A 15,505-nucleotide genomic window follows, 5' to 3' on the forward strand; every position below is an offset into this window, starting at 1 on the left:
CTATCTCAAATAACTCCGGTTGTCCCGAAAATATTTTATCCCCGAAACAACCGCCAAAATAAACGCCGCATAATAAATTTCCTGCGCCAGCGGCCAATCCGCCAGCAGTAAAAACAAAGCGACTAACTGCGCCGCGGTTTTCCATTTGGCCAATCTGCTCGCCGCGATCACCGCGCCGCCTTTTTCCAGCACAGCGCAGCGCAGACCCATAACGGCAAATTCACGGACGATCAGCGCCAGCACCGAAAAAACTTCCACGCGCAGCTGCACGGCCAGCGTGACCAGCACAGACAAAACCAAAATTTTGTCAGCCAGCGGATCGAGAAATTTGCCCAGCTCCGTGCCCTGACTGTATTTCCGCGCGATAAATCCGTCCAGCCAATCGGTCGCCGCGGCCAGCGCAAAAACCAACGCCGGGATCCAGGCCGGCACGCGCGCATACATCAGCAATATTACGACAGGAACAAACAGGACACGCAGCAGAGTTAACGCCAGCGCGTAATTCAAGTCAGCAGTTTCGCTTTCAGAATATAGCCTTCCGCGCCAACGATCTTAGCGTCAGCAAACTGACCTGGAACACAGCGGGACGTGAGATTCACACCGCCGTCAATATCCGGCGCTTCGCACTGTGTGCGGCCAAAAAAAGGCATATCCATTAAAATTTTCACTTGCTTACCCAGCATCTTTTTATTCTTCCTATCTGTTACTCTGCTTTGCGCATCCGTTAATTCGGCCACGCGGTTTTCTTTCACCGTCCGCGGCAGCTGTCCTGTCAGAGCCGCCGCTTTCGTGCCTTTTTCCCGGCTATAGGCCAGAACGCCTACTTTACTAAACTCATACTCCTCAACAAAATTTTTTAATCTGGCAAAATCGGCCTCGTCTTCCCCCGGATACCCGACAATAAAATTAGTGCGAATGGCAATGTCAGGAATAAACTCCCGGAGCAGCTTGATCTTTTGTTTGATCAATTTCTCCGAACTATCCCGCCCCATGCGCGTCAAAATTTTGTCCGCGATATGCTGCAGAGGCATATCGAGATAATGGCAGACCTTGCTGCTTTCCGCCATTACCTGTAATATTTCCGGCGTAACCCGTTCGGGATACGCGTACATGACCCGTATCCATTCCAGCCCCGCGATTTTCTCCAGAGACCGCAACAAATCCGCCAGACGATATTCGCCGCAAAGATCTATACCATAAGAGGTAGTATCCTGCGCCACCAGAGAAATTTCGCGCACTCCTCTGGCAACTAAACATTCAGCTTCTTTGATAATATCATTTTTTTGCTTCGAGCGGTAGCCCCCTCGCAGGCGCGGTATCGTGCAAAAAGCGCAGGCATTGTCGCAGCCGTCAGCGATCTTGAGATAGGCGCTGTGCGGCAAAGTCGCGGGGAAGCGGAACTCCTGTCTGGTCAAAATTTTCGGCAGGGACGCCAAAAACTGGCCGTCTTTCTCGACAGCCTCAACGATATTTTGCGCCGAACCGACGCTGACTATAGCGTCGATCTCTGGATATTTTTTGAGCAGTTTGGCTTTTTCGCGCTGCACCAGACAGCCAGCCGCAATGATTTTGCCAAAGTAGCCCTGTTTTTTGAGCGCGATCAATTTCTCTATCTCCGCCTGGGCTTCCCGCACGGCGGAATCAATGAACGCGCAGGTATTGATGAGGGCAATATCCGCTGGCGGCTCGCCGGTCACGATACGGTACCCGCGCGCCCGCAATGCGCCCAGCATCTCCTCGGTATCGGTGAGATTTTTCGGACAGCCAAGACTGATGGGGAAGACGGAGGGCATTACAGTAATTCTTTTTTTATGCTTCTTTCTAGCTCTCTGGCAAACTCCAAAAAATCACCAGCCTGTTGAACGGACGGTATACCATCAGGCAATATTCCAAGTTCGCCGGGGTAGCGTTCTTCAATATAGGTTTTATTTATGAGAGCTAGTAAATCTTCATTAATTTTCAAATCTTTTATCTCTTTAATCATGCCATACAACAAAATCAAATCATGAGTTTTGATTATCGGTTTATCTTTCTCCAGTAAATAGGCCTTAAAGTATTTTTCTATTGCCTGCTGACAATGAAACGCTACAATATTTGTCAGGGACTGGCCTTTGTTTGTTTCTATGGCAGCTGCTATGTCTTTTTCCGCGTATAGAATCCAGGCTTCAACAAACTTTTTCATACAACACCTTTCCCGTGTTTTCAATTTCTTTAAGAAAAAAACTGCCGTTATTTTTTAGCACAGCCAATTCTCCTCTGGAATAAACTAAAAGGTCTAAAGCTTTTTCATAATTTATTTTTCGCACCAATTTATGCACTGCCAAAAATCTTTGCGCTCTTTCTCCATAAGTCCGCGCGACATTATTATCATCAAGCACGACCATTAAATCCACATCGCTGTCCGGCCCGGGATTGCCTCTGGCATAGGAGCCAAATAAGACGATCTTGTAGGGATCAGAGGCTTTGAGCTGGCGCACTAGATCATTGATAATAGTCTGGGTTTTCATAATTTATATTATACACTAAATGTAACGGCTCGCTGTTCAATAACCGCTTTAAAAGCAAACGCGCGGCAAAAAACCGCGCGTTTTAAAAAACTCTGCTAAAAAGCAGATCTAATCTGTGATAATTTTATCTCGTCGCCATATAATAACCTACTAATAACCTACTCCCTGGGCATGTCGGACAATTGACACCGGGATTATGCGCAGCGCGCTTTAAACTCTCACCCAAACGAGAAACACTCCTTGATTCGGCTGGAGTGTTTGCGCCGTTACTCTGGAGAACAAGAGTCCTGCGCCCAACGGTGATCGGCGCCCATGCCGCTGCAGGATGCGGCGGAGCAACAACTCCAACGACAAAACGCAAATAAGCGTCCGCCTCTTCCGCGGAAACTCCGGAAAATTTTGCTTCGGCTATTTCAGAAACATTTTTGGCCGCGGCTAATTTTTCCTCGTCGGTGTCGATAAGCCCATTATTGCTCTTTTGTCCCTCGATAGCATCCGCCTGTCTTAGAATTGGCTGATACTGCGGCCTGGCGCTCAAAATGTCTAATGATAAACTACTCATAACTTTTACTCCTTTTATTTTTTTATTTTTTGAATACAGGCACAAATTTACCGGAAAGAAGTTTTATCCATAGGCATCACCTCTGGCTGCAAATATCAAGAAAAATTCTATTCGCTCAGCTGGCAGTGGGGGGGGGGGGGGGGGTATAAACAACAATTACACACGCGTTTAATATCCTTTTATTTATTTTGACAGCGCTTCTTTTCTAAAATCTAGCATTTATTGCAGAAGCATGTCAATAGCAATTATTTATCATCAGTTGGCCGCCAGTGTTGCATTTTTTAGCCTGATTACACATTTTGATTTTATCTGCTAAAATAAACCATATGTCTATGAGGTTACATACATACCCATCAGGAATAAGCAATTTCTCTTGGGGGCAGGCAAGGCCATCTGTTCGGAATATTCAGTATTCGCCGGAACTTTCAACATCAACAATAGAACAGAGAGTTGAGAAATTTCAAAAAAACTGCGCGGAAAAATATTCGCTGGCCATCGCGCAAATAAAAAAAGATTTTGGCTGGGATTTGCCTGAGGATGAGCAGAACGAGAACGATTATCAAATCGCTTACCAGGCGGATTGGTATGAGTATGCTCTAGCACAGCCGCTCAAAAATACGATATTTCTTAACATGCACAGCGCGGAGCAGAAAATTCGCGCTCTAACCGCATGGGAAGAAAAAATACAGGATTTTATTCGGAACTTCGAGGAGGGTCCCGCCGACCGCAAGCAAAACAGCGTTAGGGAGAAATAGCATTATTTATAAAATCTCTTAGCCTGTCCATCTCCCGCTCCAGTTTAGCCAATTCCGCCGCGCTATTCCTGTAGAGTCTAAAAGCAGATCTAACCGTATTCACCATAATGTTCAATTCCTGGCTGTAGTTAGAGATCATTGCTACCTGCGCCTGACCGCCGTCAATCCACGAGTGCCATTCTGATGACAGGCGCTGATATTTTTCCTGCAACTGGGCATCATTAGCTATCATTTTACAAAACACGCAGCTCCCCCGGCCAGGCTAAATTATTACTGTTCCGTGTATTCACCGCTAATTCTTTACAGCGCGGTATTAACGGTAATTTGTAAACGTCAGAGCAAGCCCCAGGCTGCCGCTTGCGCCACGCAAAGCCTGAATGACTTTTTGCAGATCGTCCTTGTTTTTGCCGGAAACGCGCACGGCCTCGCCCTGTATTTGGGAATTAACTTTTAATTTTAAATCTTTAATATACTGATTTAGCTCTTTGGCTTTTTCGCGGTCAATGCCTTTTTTGATTTTTACATTCTGCTTGACCGTCCCGCCCAGCGCGTCCTCGGTCTTTTGGCCAAAATCAAAAAACGCCAGATCCACGCCCTGCTTGATCGCCTTTTGTTTGAAAATATCGAGCATCGCGCCGACTTTGTAATCATCCTCGGCTTTAAACAGCAACTCGAGATTGTTTAATTCGATAGAAGCGGCGCTCCCGCGAAAATCATAACGCGCGGCAATTTCTTTGCGCGCCGTATTCAGCGCGTTATTGATGAGCTGCAGATCCGGCTCGGAAACCACATCAAAAGAACTATCCGCCATAAGTAAATTATATCACAAAATTATTGTCCGGCTGCCGCAGACGAACAGCCAGTCATAAACATGTTATGTTATAATTATAGGCGAGGTGTTCTAGTGCGCGAAGTGAGTTTTACTAATTTTTCTCAGAATTTACAAAAGTATCTGGGAAATACAGAGGCGGATAATGTGACTATCGCCAAAAATGGAGTGCCCGTATTGAGGATTGTTATGGATGACGCATACCATAAAAACAAATTAGTCAAACCAGAAAATAATCAGGTTTCCATATCTCAGCAATTACTTGGCGTAGCGGCAGGCATCAACATGTCTTTAGAGGAATTAAAAGCTGAGCGCCTAGCTAAATATGAACATACTGCTTGATACAAACATTATTCTGGATGTACTGCTAAAACGTTCTCCGTTTTATATTGAGGCTCTAAAGATTTTTGAACTGGCGGAAACTGGCAAAATAAATGGTTTTATTTCCGCAACAACATTTACCGATATTTATTACCTCGTGCGTAAGGCGGTTGGCAATAAAAACGTACAAAAAATTTTACACCAGCTTACAACCATTTTTACAATTTTAGCAGTGGCCGAGCCGGAAATTTTGAACGCTCTTAATTTGCAATGGAAAGATTTTGAAGATGCGGTGCAATATGCAACTGCGCTGGGCGCTCAAATGGACGGCATTGTCAGCCGCAATAAACAGGATTATCAGAACAGCAAAATTCCGTTGTACGAACCAGCGGAATTTTTACAAAAAACTATAGAATAATTGTCCTCTTGCCGCAGACGAACAGCCGGTCATGCAGAAAACAGCGCGCGGCTGCGGACAAAACCTGTCTTTCCAGATCGCGGCCTTTGGTGATCAGATCCGCGACCGTGTCGCGGTGGGAGATCTGCGCGACGTTTTGCTGAATGATCGGCCCTTGATCCAGATCCGCGGTGGCAAAATGCGCTGTCGCGCCGATGATCTTCACGCCGCGCTGGTAGGCCTGATGATACGGCTTCGCGCCTTTGAAAGCCGGCAGGAACGAATGATGAACGTTAATTATCTTATACGGATAAGCCTTGATGAACGCCGGACTTAAGATCTGCATGTAACGCGCCAGAATTATTAGATCCGCTTTTTTGGCTTTGAGCAGAGTGAGCTGTTTTTTTTCGTCCTGCGGCAGGCAGTAAAACTCCTGGCCAAAAGTCTCGGCGACATAGCGCAAATCCTCATGATTGCTGACGATCGCCGCGATGTCGCAATTCAATTCGCCGCTTTTGTTGCGCAGCAGCAGATCATATAAACAATGGTCGTATTTGGAAACAAAAATCACCGCGCGTTTTTTTTGATCGGAAAAAGAAACCGCGATATCGCCGAATTTTTTTAAAGCGCCGGGGATTTTTTCGCGCGGCAGTTTGAAACCAGCAAGGTCCCACTCCAGCCGCATGAAAAACCGCCTGGCCGCCGGATCGGTGTATTGGTCGAGATTGACTATATTGCCGTTATTTTGCGCGATAAAATTTGTTACGGCGGCGACAATGCCGCGGCGGTCACGGCAGGTCAGCCTCAGTATGGCGTTCACAGTAGTTTCTCCAAACCATAGAGCAGGCCGATCCGACCGCTGATTTTTTTGCAGGCTAGAAGCACGCCGGGCATAAAACATTCTCTGTTGATAGTCTCATGGCGCAAGACCAAACGCTGACCCTGCGCGCCCAGCAAGACTTCCTGTGTGGCGACAAAACCGGGCAGACGCACGGCATGAATACGCACATTGCCGAGGCTTGCCCCCTGCGAACGTTCAGGCAGAAACTCCTTGCTTTCCACCGCTGGCGGATTGGTTTGGCCAACCGCTTCATTTATTAACTGAGCAGTTTTGAGCGCTGTGCCGGAAGGCGCGTCGGCTTTGTGGTCATGATGATACTCGACGATTTCCACCGCTGGCATATACCGCGCGGCCTGCGCCGCAAACTGCATCATTAGCACCGCGCCAATAGCGAAATTGGGCGCGATGAGCACGCCGCGTTTAAGTTTTTGACTTTCCGCGTCGATAGCCTTCAGATCGTCCTCGGTGAAACCGGTCGTGCCGATCACCGCCTGTGCGCCGTTATTGATAATCGCGCGGACATTTTCCATCCGCGCGCTCGGCTGCGTAAAGTCCACCACGATTTGCGCGCCGGATTTTTTTATCGCGCCGGCTAAATCAGCACCGGCATCGGTCTGGCCGACCAGTTCTAATTCCGCGTCGGCCTGCACCGTGGCGACCACCGTCTGCCCCATTTTGCCTTGCGCGCCATTGACGAGGATTTTTAGCATACAGCCTCTACAATAGCGATAGTCGTTTCCGCCGCCTTCGGACTTTTTAATATAGTGGCCAGCATGTACAGGCCTTTTTCGGTAAAAGCGGTGGGTAAAGCAGGAGAAAATTTAAGTTTAGGGTTATCGAAAATTTCGATAACCTCGTTTTTCTCGACACCGTCATACGGCACAACATTGTTCATGAAATTATTATAACACCGAAATATCTTTAAGCCACTTTCATCACATAGATGACCGCAAAATATTTTGGTACTATGGGAACAGCTGTCTGCGGACTGCCGCCGCTGAAAGCTGGCTGCCTTTTTCAATAAAATATGGTTCCTCTGCAAAACTGTCTGTGTAATCGCTGGCCATAAAAATCCCCCTAAATATATTGATGTCATTTGACATAGTCATATGACATCGGCATAGGACATATTATAATCTAGAATTCTGCCATGTCAAGCGGCATTTATAGTTTGAAAGAAGACCTTGGCTTGAAATATGACACCAAAGACATCGGACGCCATATTACCAAATTGCGCCTACAGAAAAAACTAAGTATGCACCGGCTGGCTTACGAAGCCTGCGTCGACGCCACAGTGCTCATGCGCATTGAAAAAGGCGAACGGATACCCATGCTGGACACTTTGTTAAAAATCATCGATGGGCTGAAAATACTGCCGGCTGATTTTTTTAAAGCGTTTAATTAACAATTATTACCAGGCCGTCATGCGCCAGCCACATATTCGGCGGCAGAGTTTTATTCGCCGCCTCATGCTCCAGATTGTGAGCGATATGCGTAAAATAAGTTTGTCGCGCGTCAATGCGCTGCGCCGCGGCGACAGCCTGCGCCAGCGAGAAATGCGTTGGATGCGGCGTGTCGCGCAGAGCGTCGAGAACTAAAACGTCCAGATTTTTCAGACACGCAAAAGTTCTTTCGGGAATTTCTGAACAGTCCGTCAGATAAGCAAAGTTATCGATACGCCAGCCAAAAATCTCCAGAAGTCCGTGCTTGATCGGCAGAGCGGTCACGGCAAATCCGCCGATATTTATTTCCTGATAATTTTGCAAAATCTGATTGTCCAGAGCTGTGATGCCGCCGCCCGTCTGGCGCGGAGTTTCATACATGTAACGCAGCGTCGTGCGCAGCTCTTTGTCCGCGTCAGCGGAAAGATAAACCTTAACGCGCTTCCGATATTTGATATTGAAACGGCGAAATTCATCAAGGCCGAAAACATGGTCGGCGTGCGTGTGTGTGATCAGCACATTGTCCACATCGAGAATATTATGTGTGAGCGCCTGCTGGCGAAAATCGCTCGAGGCGTCGATGAGCAAAGCGGCGTTGTCTCTTTCCAGCCAGACCGACGAGCGCAGGCGTTTGTTGCGCGGATCATTTGACCGGCAAACCGCGCAATCACAAGCCACCATCGGAACACCATTGGATGTGCCTGTGCCTAAAAAAGTAACCCGCATAGTGTATACTATAACGCAATCATGCCGGAGATTAAACTTTTTATCTTTGACGTCGACCACACGATCACCGCCGGCACGACAATCTGGGAACAGCTGCATCAAGAATGCGGCACATGGGAGACCAACGGCCGGCTTTATCTCCAGCAGTTTCTGGCGCAGGAAATAAATTTTGACGAATTTTCCCGCCGTGACGCGCGGTGCTGGGCAGGCCGCGGCCTTTACCATCTGCGGCGCGCGCAAAACAAAATACAACTCACGGCAGGTTTCCCCGAGTTAATACAGGAATTGCACAAACGCAATATCACCACCGCGATTATTTCCTCGACGGTCGGGCAATTTGCGGAGCATCTCACGCGGACTTACGGGATAGATCATTGTTACGCCAATCCGCTGGGGCTAAAAGACAATGTCCTGGACGGGACGATAGACCTGCGCGTCAAGGGCGAAGCCAAAGGAATTTTTGCCAAAGGTTTGGCCAAAAAATTAAATTTACAAAAAAATGAAATCGCCGCGGCGGGTGACTCGCGTTTCGATCTGCCGATGTTCGAGCACGCGGAACATTCGTTCATTTTGCAAAATGAAAAATTTAAGGACGCCTGCAAATATTTTGTGCAGGATTTTTTTGAGGTTCTGAAACTGCTGGATTTTTGAGAAACCATAATGCCAGTAAACTTTAATTATTTATTCAAGTTCTCCTCCCGTACTGCAACTATTGGAGTAAAATTTTTGACTCGTTCGGCATATTTGACCGCATGCTCAACATTTTTCTCCGTAATATCCATTTCATAGGGATAACGCGGCTGTACGCCAAATTGCGTCAAAAAACCGCAAATACCAGCCAATTCGTCGAAAGATTTATCTTTTTCTGAGCACAAAGCGCAAAGCTCATCTAACTCATGGGTTTTAGGCGGGCGAACATTTCTAGCTATTAAATAACCTTTCAAATATTTTTCTGCGGCTTGTTCGCAATGATAACAAATAATTTCATAATGCCTGGGACGCATCTTGCGCAACAATTGAGCCGTGTCTAAATCGGCATCGGCAAAAGACCACCATTCAGAGCTGTTTTCAGCTGCCATAAATTTTAATTCCCTCTGTGGCAATAATATTTTCCAAAGATAGTTCGGCTTTACGCCGCTCAAAAACACTTTTTCTGCCGATCAACAAATCCAACGGGATCGTTTTTTTCTTATAAAGCGTGGCGCGGATTTTTGCGCCAAGTTCAACGGTGTCTGTTTCCGCATCGGGAACAACCACATAAATATCCAAATCGCTGTCATCTCTCGGCTGACCGCCGGCATAAGACCCAAAAAGATATATCGCCTCCGCCGGTGTGCTGGCTATTACCGAGTTTGTAATCAGATCAATCTCTTTTTTTACAGCATCTAACATAGAAATATTTTAACATACTGCGTCGTTATTAAATATTATAACGATCTGGTTTTGTTCTAACGTTTTTCTAGTCCTGCAGCCGGTAAATATTTTTATCCTCGCCCTCAATAAGCGTGATCAGGCGGAATCTGTCCAGCTCATGGTATTTGGCAAAAGCTTCCTCGTAGCGCGCCTGGATCGCCAGTTTTTTGTCGCGGCTGACCGCCAGCTCCAGCATATTGAACATTTCCGCCTTGCGGCCGGACAGCGCGTACATCACCGCCAGATTGTAATACACCGAGGTCGCGCCGGAACTTTTCATGCTCTCGTAGACCTCGATATTTTTCGCAATAAGATAATTGTAGTATTTGCGGATCTTTTCCGATTTGGAAAACTGCCCCAGCGCCGATTGAAACAAAAGGAACGCCTCGTTGTAGCGCTTTTTAAAAACATAAATCTCGCCGAGATCGAGATAGACCTGCTCGGCCGGCGCGTCACTCTCCAGCTCCAGCTCCAGCACGCGCTCGTAAAAATCCAAAGCGCGACGCTTGCGCTCCAGTAATTTTTTCGGATCGAGATCGGTGTCTTCCCACGCGGCGATCTGCCGGATCGCTTTTTTGTAAGCCCGGGTCAAGAGCAGCAAATCCAAATACTCATAACAAATTTCCTCGGCCACTTCCTCAGATTCTAATTTCTGCTCAATGCGCTCGATCGCCTCATTACGAATAGCCAGCAGCTCGCGGTCGACAAACCAGTAATCGCTTTTGAGCGTTTTCGATTTTTCAAAATAACGGTAGGCGTCGGTCAAGCGGTTTTGTTTCTTGCTCAGCAGACCCAAAAAATAATAAATGCTGTGATTGTCTTTGTTTTCCTCCAGCAAATGCTTGAACATATATTCGGCCTGGCTATCCTCGCCAAGCAAAAACAAAACGGCGGCCTCGTAAATTTTGTACGAGGCAATGCCTGTGGAAAGCTGGTTTAAAATATCCCGCGCGTAAATGTCCGTCCGCATCTCCAGCATGAGCAGCGCCGCTTTGTCGTACTCTGGCCGTAGCATATACAGATCCAGCAGATCACGTTTGGAAGTTTCGTATTCAAAATGCTTCAAATAATATTTCTCGGCCAGCTCAAAAGCCTTGTCCAGATTGACGCGCGCCTCGCGGTTGGCCGGCGATTTTTTCAAGACCTCGCGGTAACACCGGATCGCCTCAGGATATTTGTTTTCATAAACCAGCATCAGGCCGTAATTAATCTGCGCCTGCACAAAATTGGGCGCGCTGGAAATGATTTTTTCCAGCGCGGCTTTGGCCGCCGGATAATCCGCTTTGCGAAAATACAAAGTAGCGATCTCCATCAGCGCATCGATATTTTGGGGATCCTGCCGCAGTTTTTCCTCGTTTTGGCGCAAAATGCCCGCGAAACATTCCGCAATACGCTGTTTGACGCGCGGCGTGCGCTCGCCGCATTTGAAATAATGCTCCAGCGCGCCAGCCAGATCATTTTGGCGGTAACGCAGCGCGGCCAGATAATAATGCCCGGGCTCGTAGCGCAGATTGAGCGAGAGGGTTTTCTCCAGCGCGGTTTCCGCCGCGGCAAAATCCCGCCGGCGCAGATGCACGCGCGCCATCAGGTAATGCGCTTCAATATCGTTATCGGTGAGCTTCAGGCATTTCTCCAGCTCTTCGGCAGCCCTGGTATATTTGCGGCTTTCAAAATTGAGCAGCGCCAGCGCGTAATACGCCTTGGCGTAATTAGGATTGACAACCAGCGCCTTAGTGCACTCGCGGGCAAACGCCGCTTTATCGCCCTGTAAATAATAAGTGTAACCCAGCTGATAATGCAGATCGGCGTCGCGGTAATTGATCTCCACGCCCTGCCGCAAAATCTCCGCCGCTTTTTTGTAATTGCGCCGGATCTGAAAAATCCGCGCCAGCATTTTGAAAGCCGAAGCGTAAGTGTTGTCGATCTGAATGATCTTGCGCAGATAGACGATGGACAAGCGGTAACGTTTTTCGTTAAACGCTTCCTGCGCCATTTTGAAAAAAGACTGCGCGGACTGCACATCGCCCTGCATTTGCCGGTCGGTTTGGAGCGAGGTGGTCAGGTCTATACTGCGGTCAATTTCGGACATGGCTATTCGACCAGCATTTCGTTGAGGATATTTTTCACTTCTAATATTTTGTTAGAATTTAAGCGTCCGAGTTTGCGCACAATTCGGCGCTTGTCCACAGTGCGGATTTGCTCTAAAACAATCCAGCCGTTCTTACCGCGAAAAGTTAGCGGCACCCGCGTCGGAAACGCGCGGGCTTTGGTCGTTAGCGGCGCAATAATCACCGTGGCGATATTACGGTTCATTTCGTCCGGAGAAACAATCACACAAGGACGCGTTTTTTTTATTTCATGCCCGACAGTAGGATCAAGATTGACCAGACAAATTGTGTATTGTTCCATCACCAAACCCATTCAAAAGACCGGTCATCAATATAGTCGGGCAGTAACAAGGCGGCGGTTTTGGTTTCAGCCGCTTGGGCAAAAGCCTTCTCCCAGCCCTGCCGCGGTTTTTTTTCCACGCCTTTGATCACCAGCTCGTCAGCGTGGATTTCCATTTCCACTTCGTCCTCGATACTTAACTCACGTAAAATATTTTTTGGCAGACGGATGCCACGGGAATTGCCAATTTGCACCACCGGAATAAGCATAATTTGGCTCCTTTTTATGTAATTATAATGTAATTACATAAAGCTGTCAAATTAGTTATAGCCGCGCCTTGATTTTTTCCGTTTTTCTCACCAGAGATTTGGCCGTGTCCAGCAGCACTTCCTGAAAACGCACATCCAGGCGACGCAGCAGCAAGACAATTTGTCCTTCCAGATTCTTGCTTTGCAGGCGCAACATCTGGCGTTGCGCCATTGGCGGCACCATTTCAACCCCGTCAAACCACCAGTCCAGCGTCACACCGTATTTCCGGCTGAAGCGCAGCAATGTGAGTAAATGCGGCAGATTTTTACCGCACAACATTCGATAATACTCGCTGGGATCCATATCTAAACTGTCCGCTGTAGCCTCAATAGTTTGACCGCTCTTTTTGCGCAACAAAGCCAATTTACGGCTTAACAACCGCTTTAAACGCTCATTGGTAATATCGTCTATCATTCTTGTCTCCCTGAGTTTGTAAAGTCTAATTTTTAGCACCCCTTGACTTTAGGCTAGATATGCATATAATAGATTTATGCATAACTATCAATAAACAAAATGGGAGGAATTTATTATGACCATAGCCACAGGCCAACCAATGCTGGCAAGCGACATTCTCAATCTGACTTTTTTTCCGAAAGGCACGATACTGACTTTCAGTTCTGAAGCGTGGAACAACGCAACCTACCCGGGATTTAAAGATATTTGGAAAGTCTGCAACAAAACAAATCACGTCGCTAATCCAAACATACCGGATCTGACCGATAAATTTCTGCGCGGTGCGGAGAGCTCAGATTTTACCACCGCGCGCGGCGCGGACAGCCAGAACATAACCCTGACCAGCACGCATCTCCCTTCACACACTCATGGAACGACAAGCTTATCTTTAAGCGGACTGTCCACGAGTGGTCTCATAATAGGTTCAGACGGGGTGCACACACATACACTCAGCGGCGGCACGTCGGAAAGTGGCTCACATAAGCATGACCTCTCTGACGGCAAAGCGGCCTCGGATGGCGCACATACGCATACGTATGAAAAATCTTTCAAAGTTGCTCCATCTGATACAGATAATTATGGCGGCATGAGTAATCTTAAGTACGAAACAACAGACACTTCTACAAGTGGAAGTCATACACATTCTGTATCAGGCACTATATCCACCATCGGAACACACACGCACGATTTTTCATCGACTTCAAGCGCGGCGGCAGCCGGCACGCATAATCATACGATCAGTGGCAGTATTACCGGCAGCATCGCTGGCTCGATAGATAGTACTGGCGACGGCCAAGCGTTCAGCGTCAACACCGTCCCGTCTTATTACACTGTCATTTACATAATGAAAACAGCTTAAATCAAAACCCGCTGTGTCACCGCGTCGAAGATATGCATTTTTTTGAGATTGAGATACAGGTCTAGATCCTGATTTTCGCGGCACTCGATGTGCGAATCCACACGCGCGGTGATTTGCTGGGTTCCGGCATGCACATAGACATAATTTTCCATACCGAGTTTTTCGCTGAAATCCACCTTGACCGGCACCGGCTGTTCTTTTTCCAGATGCAACCACGGCAGCGCGGTTTTGTCATAAATGTCTGTCGGGCGAATACCCAGCGTCAGGTCTTTGTCCAGCAGCCGGTCGTACTCAGCGGTCAAATCCTTGGGCAGCTGCAGTTTAAAATTTTCCGCCTCAAACTCATAAACGCGGCCGGATTTGAGAATACGGCCTTTGATGAAATTCATCGACGGCGAACCGATAAATCCGCCAACAAAAATATTGGTCGGCTGATCGTAAACAGTGATCGCTGGCGCGCATTGCTGAATAATGCCGCCGTCCATCACGGCAATGCGGTCGCCGAGCGTCATGGCTTCCACCTGGTCGTGCGTCACATACACTATCGTCGCGCTAAGGCGGTTATGCAGTTTTTTAATCTCGCCGCGGGTCTGCACGCGCAGTTTAGCGTCAAGGTTGGACAGCGGCTCGTCCATCAAAAACACTTTGGGGTGGCGGACGATCGCGCGTCCCAGAGCCACGCGCTGCCTCTGGCCGCCGGAAAGCTGTTTGGGCTTGCGGTCGAGATATTCACCCAAACCCAAAATTTCCGAAGCTTCGTCAACCCTCTCCTTGATAAGATTCGGCGGGATCCTGCGCAGTTTCAGGCCAAAAGACATATTCTCCCGGACACTCATGTGCGGATAGAGCGCATAGTTTTGGAAGACCATAGCGATATCGCGGTCTTTGGGCGGCACATCATTGACCACTTTGCCGTCGATCAAAACCTCGCCAGCTGTAATTTCTTCAAGACCGGCGATCATGCGCAGCGAGGTCGTTTTGCCGCAGCCAGACGGCCCGACCAGCACTAAAAACTCGCCGTCTTTGATCGTGAGGTCGATGTTTTTTACGATAAGATTTTTGCCATCGTAGGACTTGACCAAATCTTTAAGCTGCACACTTGCCATCAGCGATTCCTTATTTTAATTGCTTCAACAAATCGGCCATCTCGATCGCCGTCAGCGCCGCTTCAAAACCTTTGTTGCCGGATTTCACGCCGGCACGCGCCAGCGCCTGCTCGGTCGTCGCCGTGGTCAGCACGCCGTTCACCACCGGCACGCCAGTCTCCAAAGAGGCCAGGGTGAGTCCCTTGGCGGACTCCGCGGCCACGATATCAAAATGCGCCGTCTCACCCTGGATCACCGCGCCCAGCGCGATCACCGCGTTGTATTTGCCGGAAGCGGCCAGCTGTTTGGCCACGACTGACAATTCCAAAGCGCCGGGCACCCAGGCCACCACGCCGTTTTTCTCAGCAAAACCGTGACGGCCCAAGCAGTCCAGCGCGCCATCCAGCAATTTTTGAGAGATCAATTCGTTGAAACGGCTGACCACCAAAGCGATCTTCAGCTCCGCCGCTTCGTACTTGCCGGTAATTTCTTGCATAGGATACGCTCCAATCTTTAAGGACTTAGAATCAGGATTTAGATTATAGGCAATTACGCGGGTTTTGACAAATCGAATTTTCTGAAACCTCTGCAAAAATCTAAAAGCGAGCCGTATCCGCT

The 15,505-nt window shown here is 48.1% G+C and carries 23 protein-coding genes and 1 pseudogene; 6 read left to right on the forward strand and 18 right to left on the reverse strand.

The window, feature by feature from the left end; genetic code table 11:
• The 5 genes from pgsA to LBJ25_02605 all read right to left on the reverse strand — a co-directional run bounded on the left by pgsA (nucleotide 1) and on the right by LBJ25_02605 (nucleotide 3,069).
• Nucleotides 1–507 carry a CDP-diacylglycerol--glycerol-3-phosphate 3-phosphatidyltransferase gene (pgsA, locus tag LBJ25_02585; protein MDR1452846.1) on the reverse strand — a complete coding sequence of 169 codons (507 nt, stop codon included), beginning with the start codon at nucleotides 505–507 and terminating at the stop codon, nucleotides 1–3.
• Nucleotides 504–1,793, reverse strand: coding sequence for a 30S ribosomal protein S12 methylthiotransferase RimO (gene rimO, locus LBJ25_02590; protein ID MDR1452847.1), 1,290 nt, complete (start codon nucleotides 1,791–1,793; stop codon nucleotides 504–506). The genes pgsA and rimO overlap by 4 nt, the downstream gene beginning before the upstream one ends.
• A complete protein-coding gene (locus LBJ25_02595; GenBank protein ID MDR1452848.1) occupies nucleotides 1,793–2,182 on the reverse strand; it encodes a HEPN domain-containing protein in 390 nt (129 codons plus the stop codon). Before LBJ25_02595 ends, rimO begins: the two co-directional genes overlap by 1 nt.
• On the reverse strand, nucleotides 2,166–2,507 hold the full coding sequence (locus LBJ25_02600; GenBank protein ID MDR1452849.1) for a nucleotidyltransferase domain-containing protein: 342 nt from the start codon (nucleotides 2,505–2,507) through the stop codon (nucleotides 2,166–2,168). Before LBJ25_02600 ends, LBJ25_02595 begins: the two co-directional genes overlap by 17 nt.
• Before the next feature lie 124 nt (nucleotides 2,508–2,631).
• On the reverse strand, nucleotides 2,632–3,069 hold the full coding sequence (locus LBJ25_02605) for a hypothetical protein (GenBank protein ID MDR1452850.1): 438 nt from the start codon (nucleotides 3,067–3,069) through the stop codon (nucleotides 2,632–2,634).
• A gap of 326 nt (nucleotides 3,070–3,395) precedes the next feature.
• On the opposite strand from LBJ25_02605, the gene LBJ25_02610 reads away from it, so the two are divergent.
• Nucleotides 3,396–3,824: a hypothetical protein gene (locus LBJ25_02610; protein MDR1452851.1), complete on the forward strand. Its 429-nt coding sequence runs from the start codon at nucleotides 3,396–3,398 to the stop codon at nucleotides 3,822–3,824.
• On the opposite strand, the gene LBJ25_02615 is transcribed toward LBJ25_02610, so the two are convergent.
• Nucleotides 3,811–4,068 carry a hypothetical protein gene (locus tag LBJ25_02615; protein ID MDR1452852.1) on the reverse strand — a complete coding sequence of 86 codons (258 nt, stop codon included), beginning with the start codon at nucleotides 4,066–4,068 and terminating at the stop codon, nucleotides 3,811–3,813. The two genes, LBJ25_02610 and LBJ25_02615, sit on opposite strands and share 14 nt — an antisense overlap.
• A gap of 69 nt (nucleotides 4,069–4,137) precedes the next feature.
• Nucleotides 4,138–4,635 (reverse strand): YajQ family cyclic di-GMP-binding protein, encoded by a 498-nt coding sequence (locus tag LBJ25_02620; protein ID MDR1452853.1) that lies wholly within the window; start codon nucleotides 4,633–4,635, stop codon nucleotides 4,138–4,140.
• A gap of 93 nt (nucleotides 4,636–4,728) precedes the next feature.
• On the opposite strand from LBJ25_02620, the gene LBJ25_02625 reads away from it, so the two are divergent.
• On the forward strand, nucleotides 4,729–4,995 hold the full coding sequence (locus LBJ25_02625) for a hypothetical protein (protein ID MDR1452854.1): 267 nt from the start codon (nucleotides 4,729–4,731) through the stop codon (nucleotides 4,993–4,995).
• Nucleotides 4,979–5,392, forward strand: coding sequence for a PIN domain-containing protein (locus tag LBJ25_02630; protein MDR1452855.1), 414 nt, complete (start codon nucleotides 4,979–4,981; stop codon nucleotides 5,390–5,392). The genes LBJ25_02625 and LBJ25_02630 overlap by 17 nt, the downstream gene beginning before the upstream one ends.
• Here LBJ25_02630 and purU read toward each other — a convergent pair.
• Both purU and LBJ25_02640 read right to left on the reverse strand, forming a co-directional pair.
• Nucleotides 5,382–6,191, reverse strand: a complete 810-nt coding sequence (purU, locus tag LBJ25_02635) for a formyltetrahydrofolate deformylase (protein MDR1452856.1) — start codon at nucleotides 6,189–6,191, stop codon at nucleotides 5,382–5,384. The two genes, LBJ25_02630 and purU, sit on opposite strands and share 11 nt — an antisense overlap.
• A pseudogene (locus tag LBJ25_02640) lies at nucleotides 6,191–7,017 on the reverse strand (hypothetical protein). Before LBJ25_02640 ends, purU begins: the two are co-directional and overlap by 1 nt.
• A 345-nt stretch (nucleotides 7,018–7,362) precedes the next feature.
• Between LBJ25_02640 and LBJ25_02645 the strand changes: the two are divergent.
• Nucleotides 7,363–7,617 (forward strand): helix-turn-helix domain-containing protein, encoded by a 255-nt coding sequence (locus tag LBJ25_02645; protein MDR1452857.1) that lies wholly within the window; start codon nucleotides 7,363–7,365, stop codon nucleotides 7,615–7,617.
• Here the strand turns inward: LBJ25_02645 and LBJ25_02650 are convergent.
• Entirely contained in the window at nucleotides 7,610–8,380 is a 771-nt protein-coding gene (locus LBJ25_02650; GenBank protein ID MDR1452858.1) for an MBL fold metallo-hydrolase, read from the reverse strand. The genes LBJ25_02645 and LBJ25_02650 overlap by 8 nt on opposite strands.
• A gap of 21 nt (nucleotides 8,381–8,401) precedes the next feature.
• On the opposite strand from LBJ25_02650, the gene LBJ25_02655 reads away from it, so the two are divergent.
• Nucleotides 8,402–9,031, forward strand: a complete 630-nt coding sequence (locus tag LBJ25_02655) for an HAD family phosphatase (protein ID MDR1452859.1) — start codon at nucleotides 8,402–8,404, stop codon at nucleotides 9,029–9,031.
• Between the two features lie 26 nt (nucleotides 9,032–9,057).
• Here LBJ25_02655 and LBJ25_02660 read toward each other — a convergent pair whose 3' ends face one another.
• The 6 genes from LBJ25_02660 to LBJ25_02685 form a co-directional block, all read right to left on the reverse strand.
• Nucleotides 9,058–9,459 carry a HEPN domain-containing protein gene (locus LBJ25_02660; protein ID MDR1452860.1) on the reverse strand — a complete coding sequence of 134 codons (402 nt, stop codon included), beginning with the start codon at nucleotides 9,457–9,459 and terminating at the stop codon, nucleotides 9,058–9,060.
• Nucleotides 9,449–9,772: a nucleotidyltransferase domain-containing protein gene (locus LBJ25_02665; protein ID MDR1452861.1), complete on the reverse strand. Its 324-nt coding sequence runs from the start codon at nucleotides 9,770–9,772 to the stop codon at nucleotides 9,449–9,451. The genes LBJ25_02660 and LBJ25_02665 overlap by 11 nt, the downstream gene beginning before the upstream one ends.
• 67 nt (nucleotides 9,773–9,839) lie before the next feature.
• A complete protein-coding gene (locus tag LBJ25_02670) occupies nucleotides 9,840–11,882 on the reverse strand; it encodes a tetratricopeptide repeat protein (protein ID MDR1452862.1) in 2,043 nt (680 codons plus the stop codon).
• Between the two features lie 2 nt (nucleotides 11,883–11,884).
• Nucleotides 11,885–12,208, reverse strand: coding sequence for a type II toxin-antitoxin system PemK/MazF family toxin (locus tag LBJ25_02675; GenBank protein ID MDR1452863.1), 324 nt, complete (start codon nucleotides 12,206–12,208; stop codon nucleotides 11,885–11,887).
• Nucleotides 12,202–12,450 carry an AbrB/MazE/SpoVT family DNA-binding domain-containing protein gene (locus LBJ25_02680; protein ID MDR1452864.1) on the reverse strand — a complete coding sequence of 83 codons (249 nt, stop codon included), beginning with the start codon at nucleotides 12,448–12,450 and terminating at the stop codon, nucleotides 12,202–12,204. Before LBJ25_02680 ends, LBJ25_02675 begins: the two co-directional genes overlap by 7 nt.
• A gap of 55 nt (nucleotides 12,451–12,505) precedes the next feature.
• Nucleotides 12,506–12,904, reverse strand: a complete 399-nt coding sequence (locus tag LBJ25_02685) for a helix-turn-helix transcriptional regulator (GenBank protein MDR1452865.1) — start codon at nucleotides 12,902–12,904, stop codon at nucleotides 12,506–12,508.
• Nucleotides 12,905–13,019: 115 nt separating this feature from the next.
• Here LBJ25_02685 and LBJ25_02690 point away from each other — a divergent pair, with 115 nt between their 5' ends.
• On the forward strand, nucleotides 13,020–13,802 hold the full coding sequence (locus LBJ25_02690; protein ID MDR1452866.1) for a hypothetical protein: 783 nt from the start codon (nucleotides 13,020–13,022) through the stop codon (nucleotides 13,800–13,802).
• Here the strand turns inward: LBJ25_02690 and ugpC are convergent.
• Both ugpC and ribH read right to left on the reverse strand, forming a co-directional pair.
• Entirely contained in the window at nucleotides 13,799–14,908 is a 1,110-nt protein-coding gene (ugpC, locus tag LBJ25_02695) for a sn-glycerol-3-phosphate ABC transporter ATP-binding protein UgpC (protein ID MDR1452867.1), read from the reverse strand. The two genes, LBJ25_02690 and ugpC, sit on opposite strands and share 4 nt — an antisense overlap.
• Before the next feature lie 10 nt (nucleotides 14,909–14,918).
• The gene (ribH, locus tag LBJ25_02700) at nucleotides 14,919–15,383 is read right to left on the reverse strand and encodes a 6,7-dimethyl-8-ribityllumazine synthase (GenBank protein MDR1452868.1); all 465 of its coding nucleotides are present in this window, start codon (nucleotides 15,381–15,383) and stop codon (nucleotides 14,919–14,921) included.
• Nucleotides 15,384–15,505: the final 122 nt, after the last annotated feature.

The sequence above is a fragment of the Candidatus Margulisiibacteriota bacterium genome (genome assembly GCA_031268855.1).
Lineage (GTDB): Bacteria > Margulisbacteria > Termititenacia > Termititenacales > Termititenacaceae > Termititenax.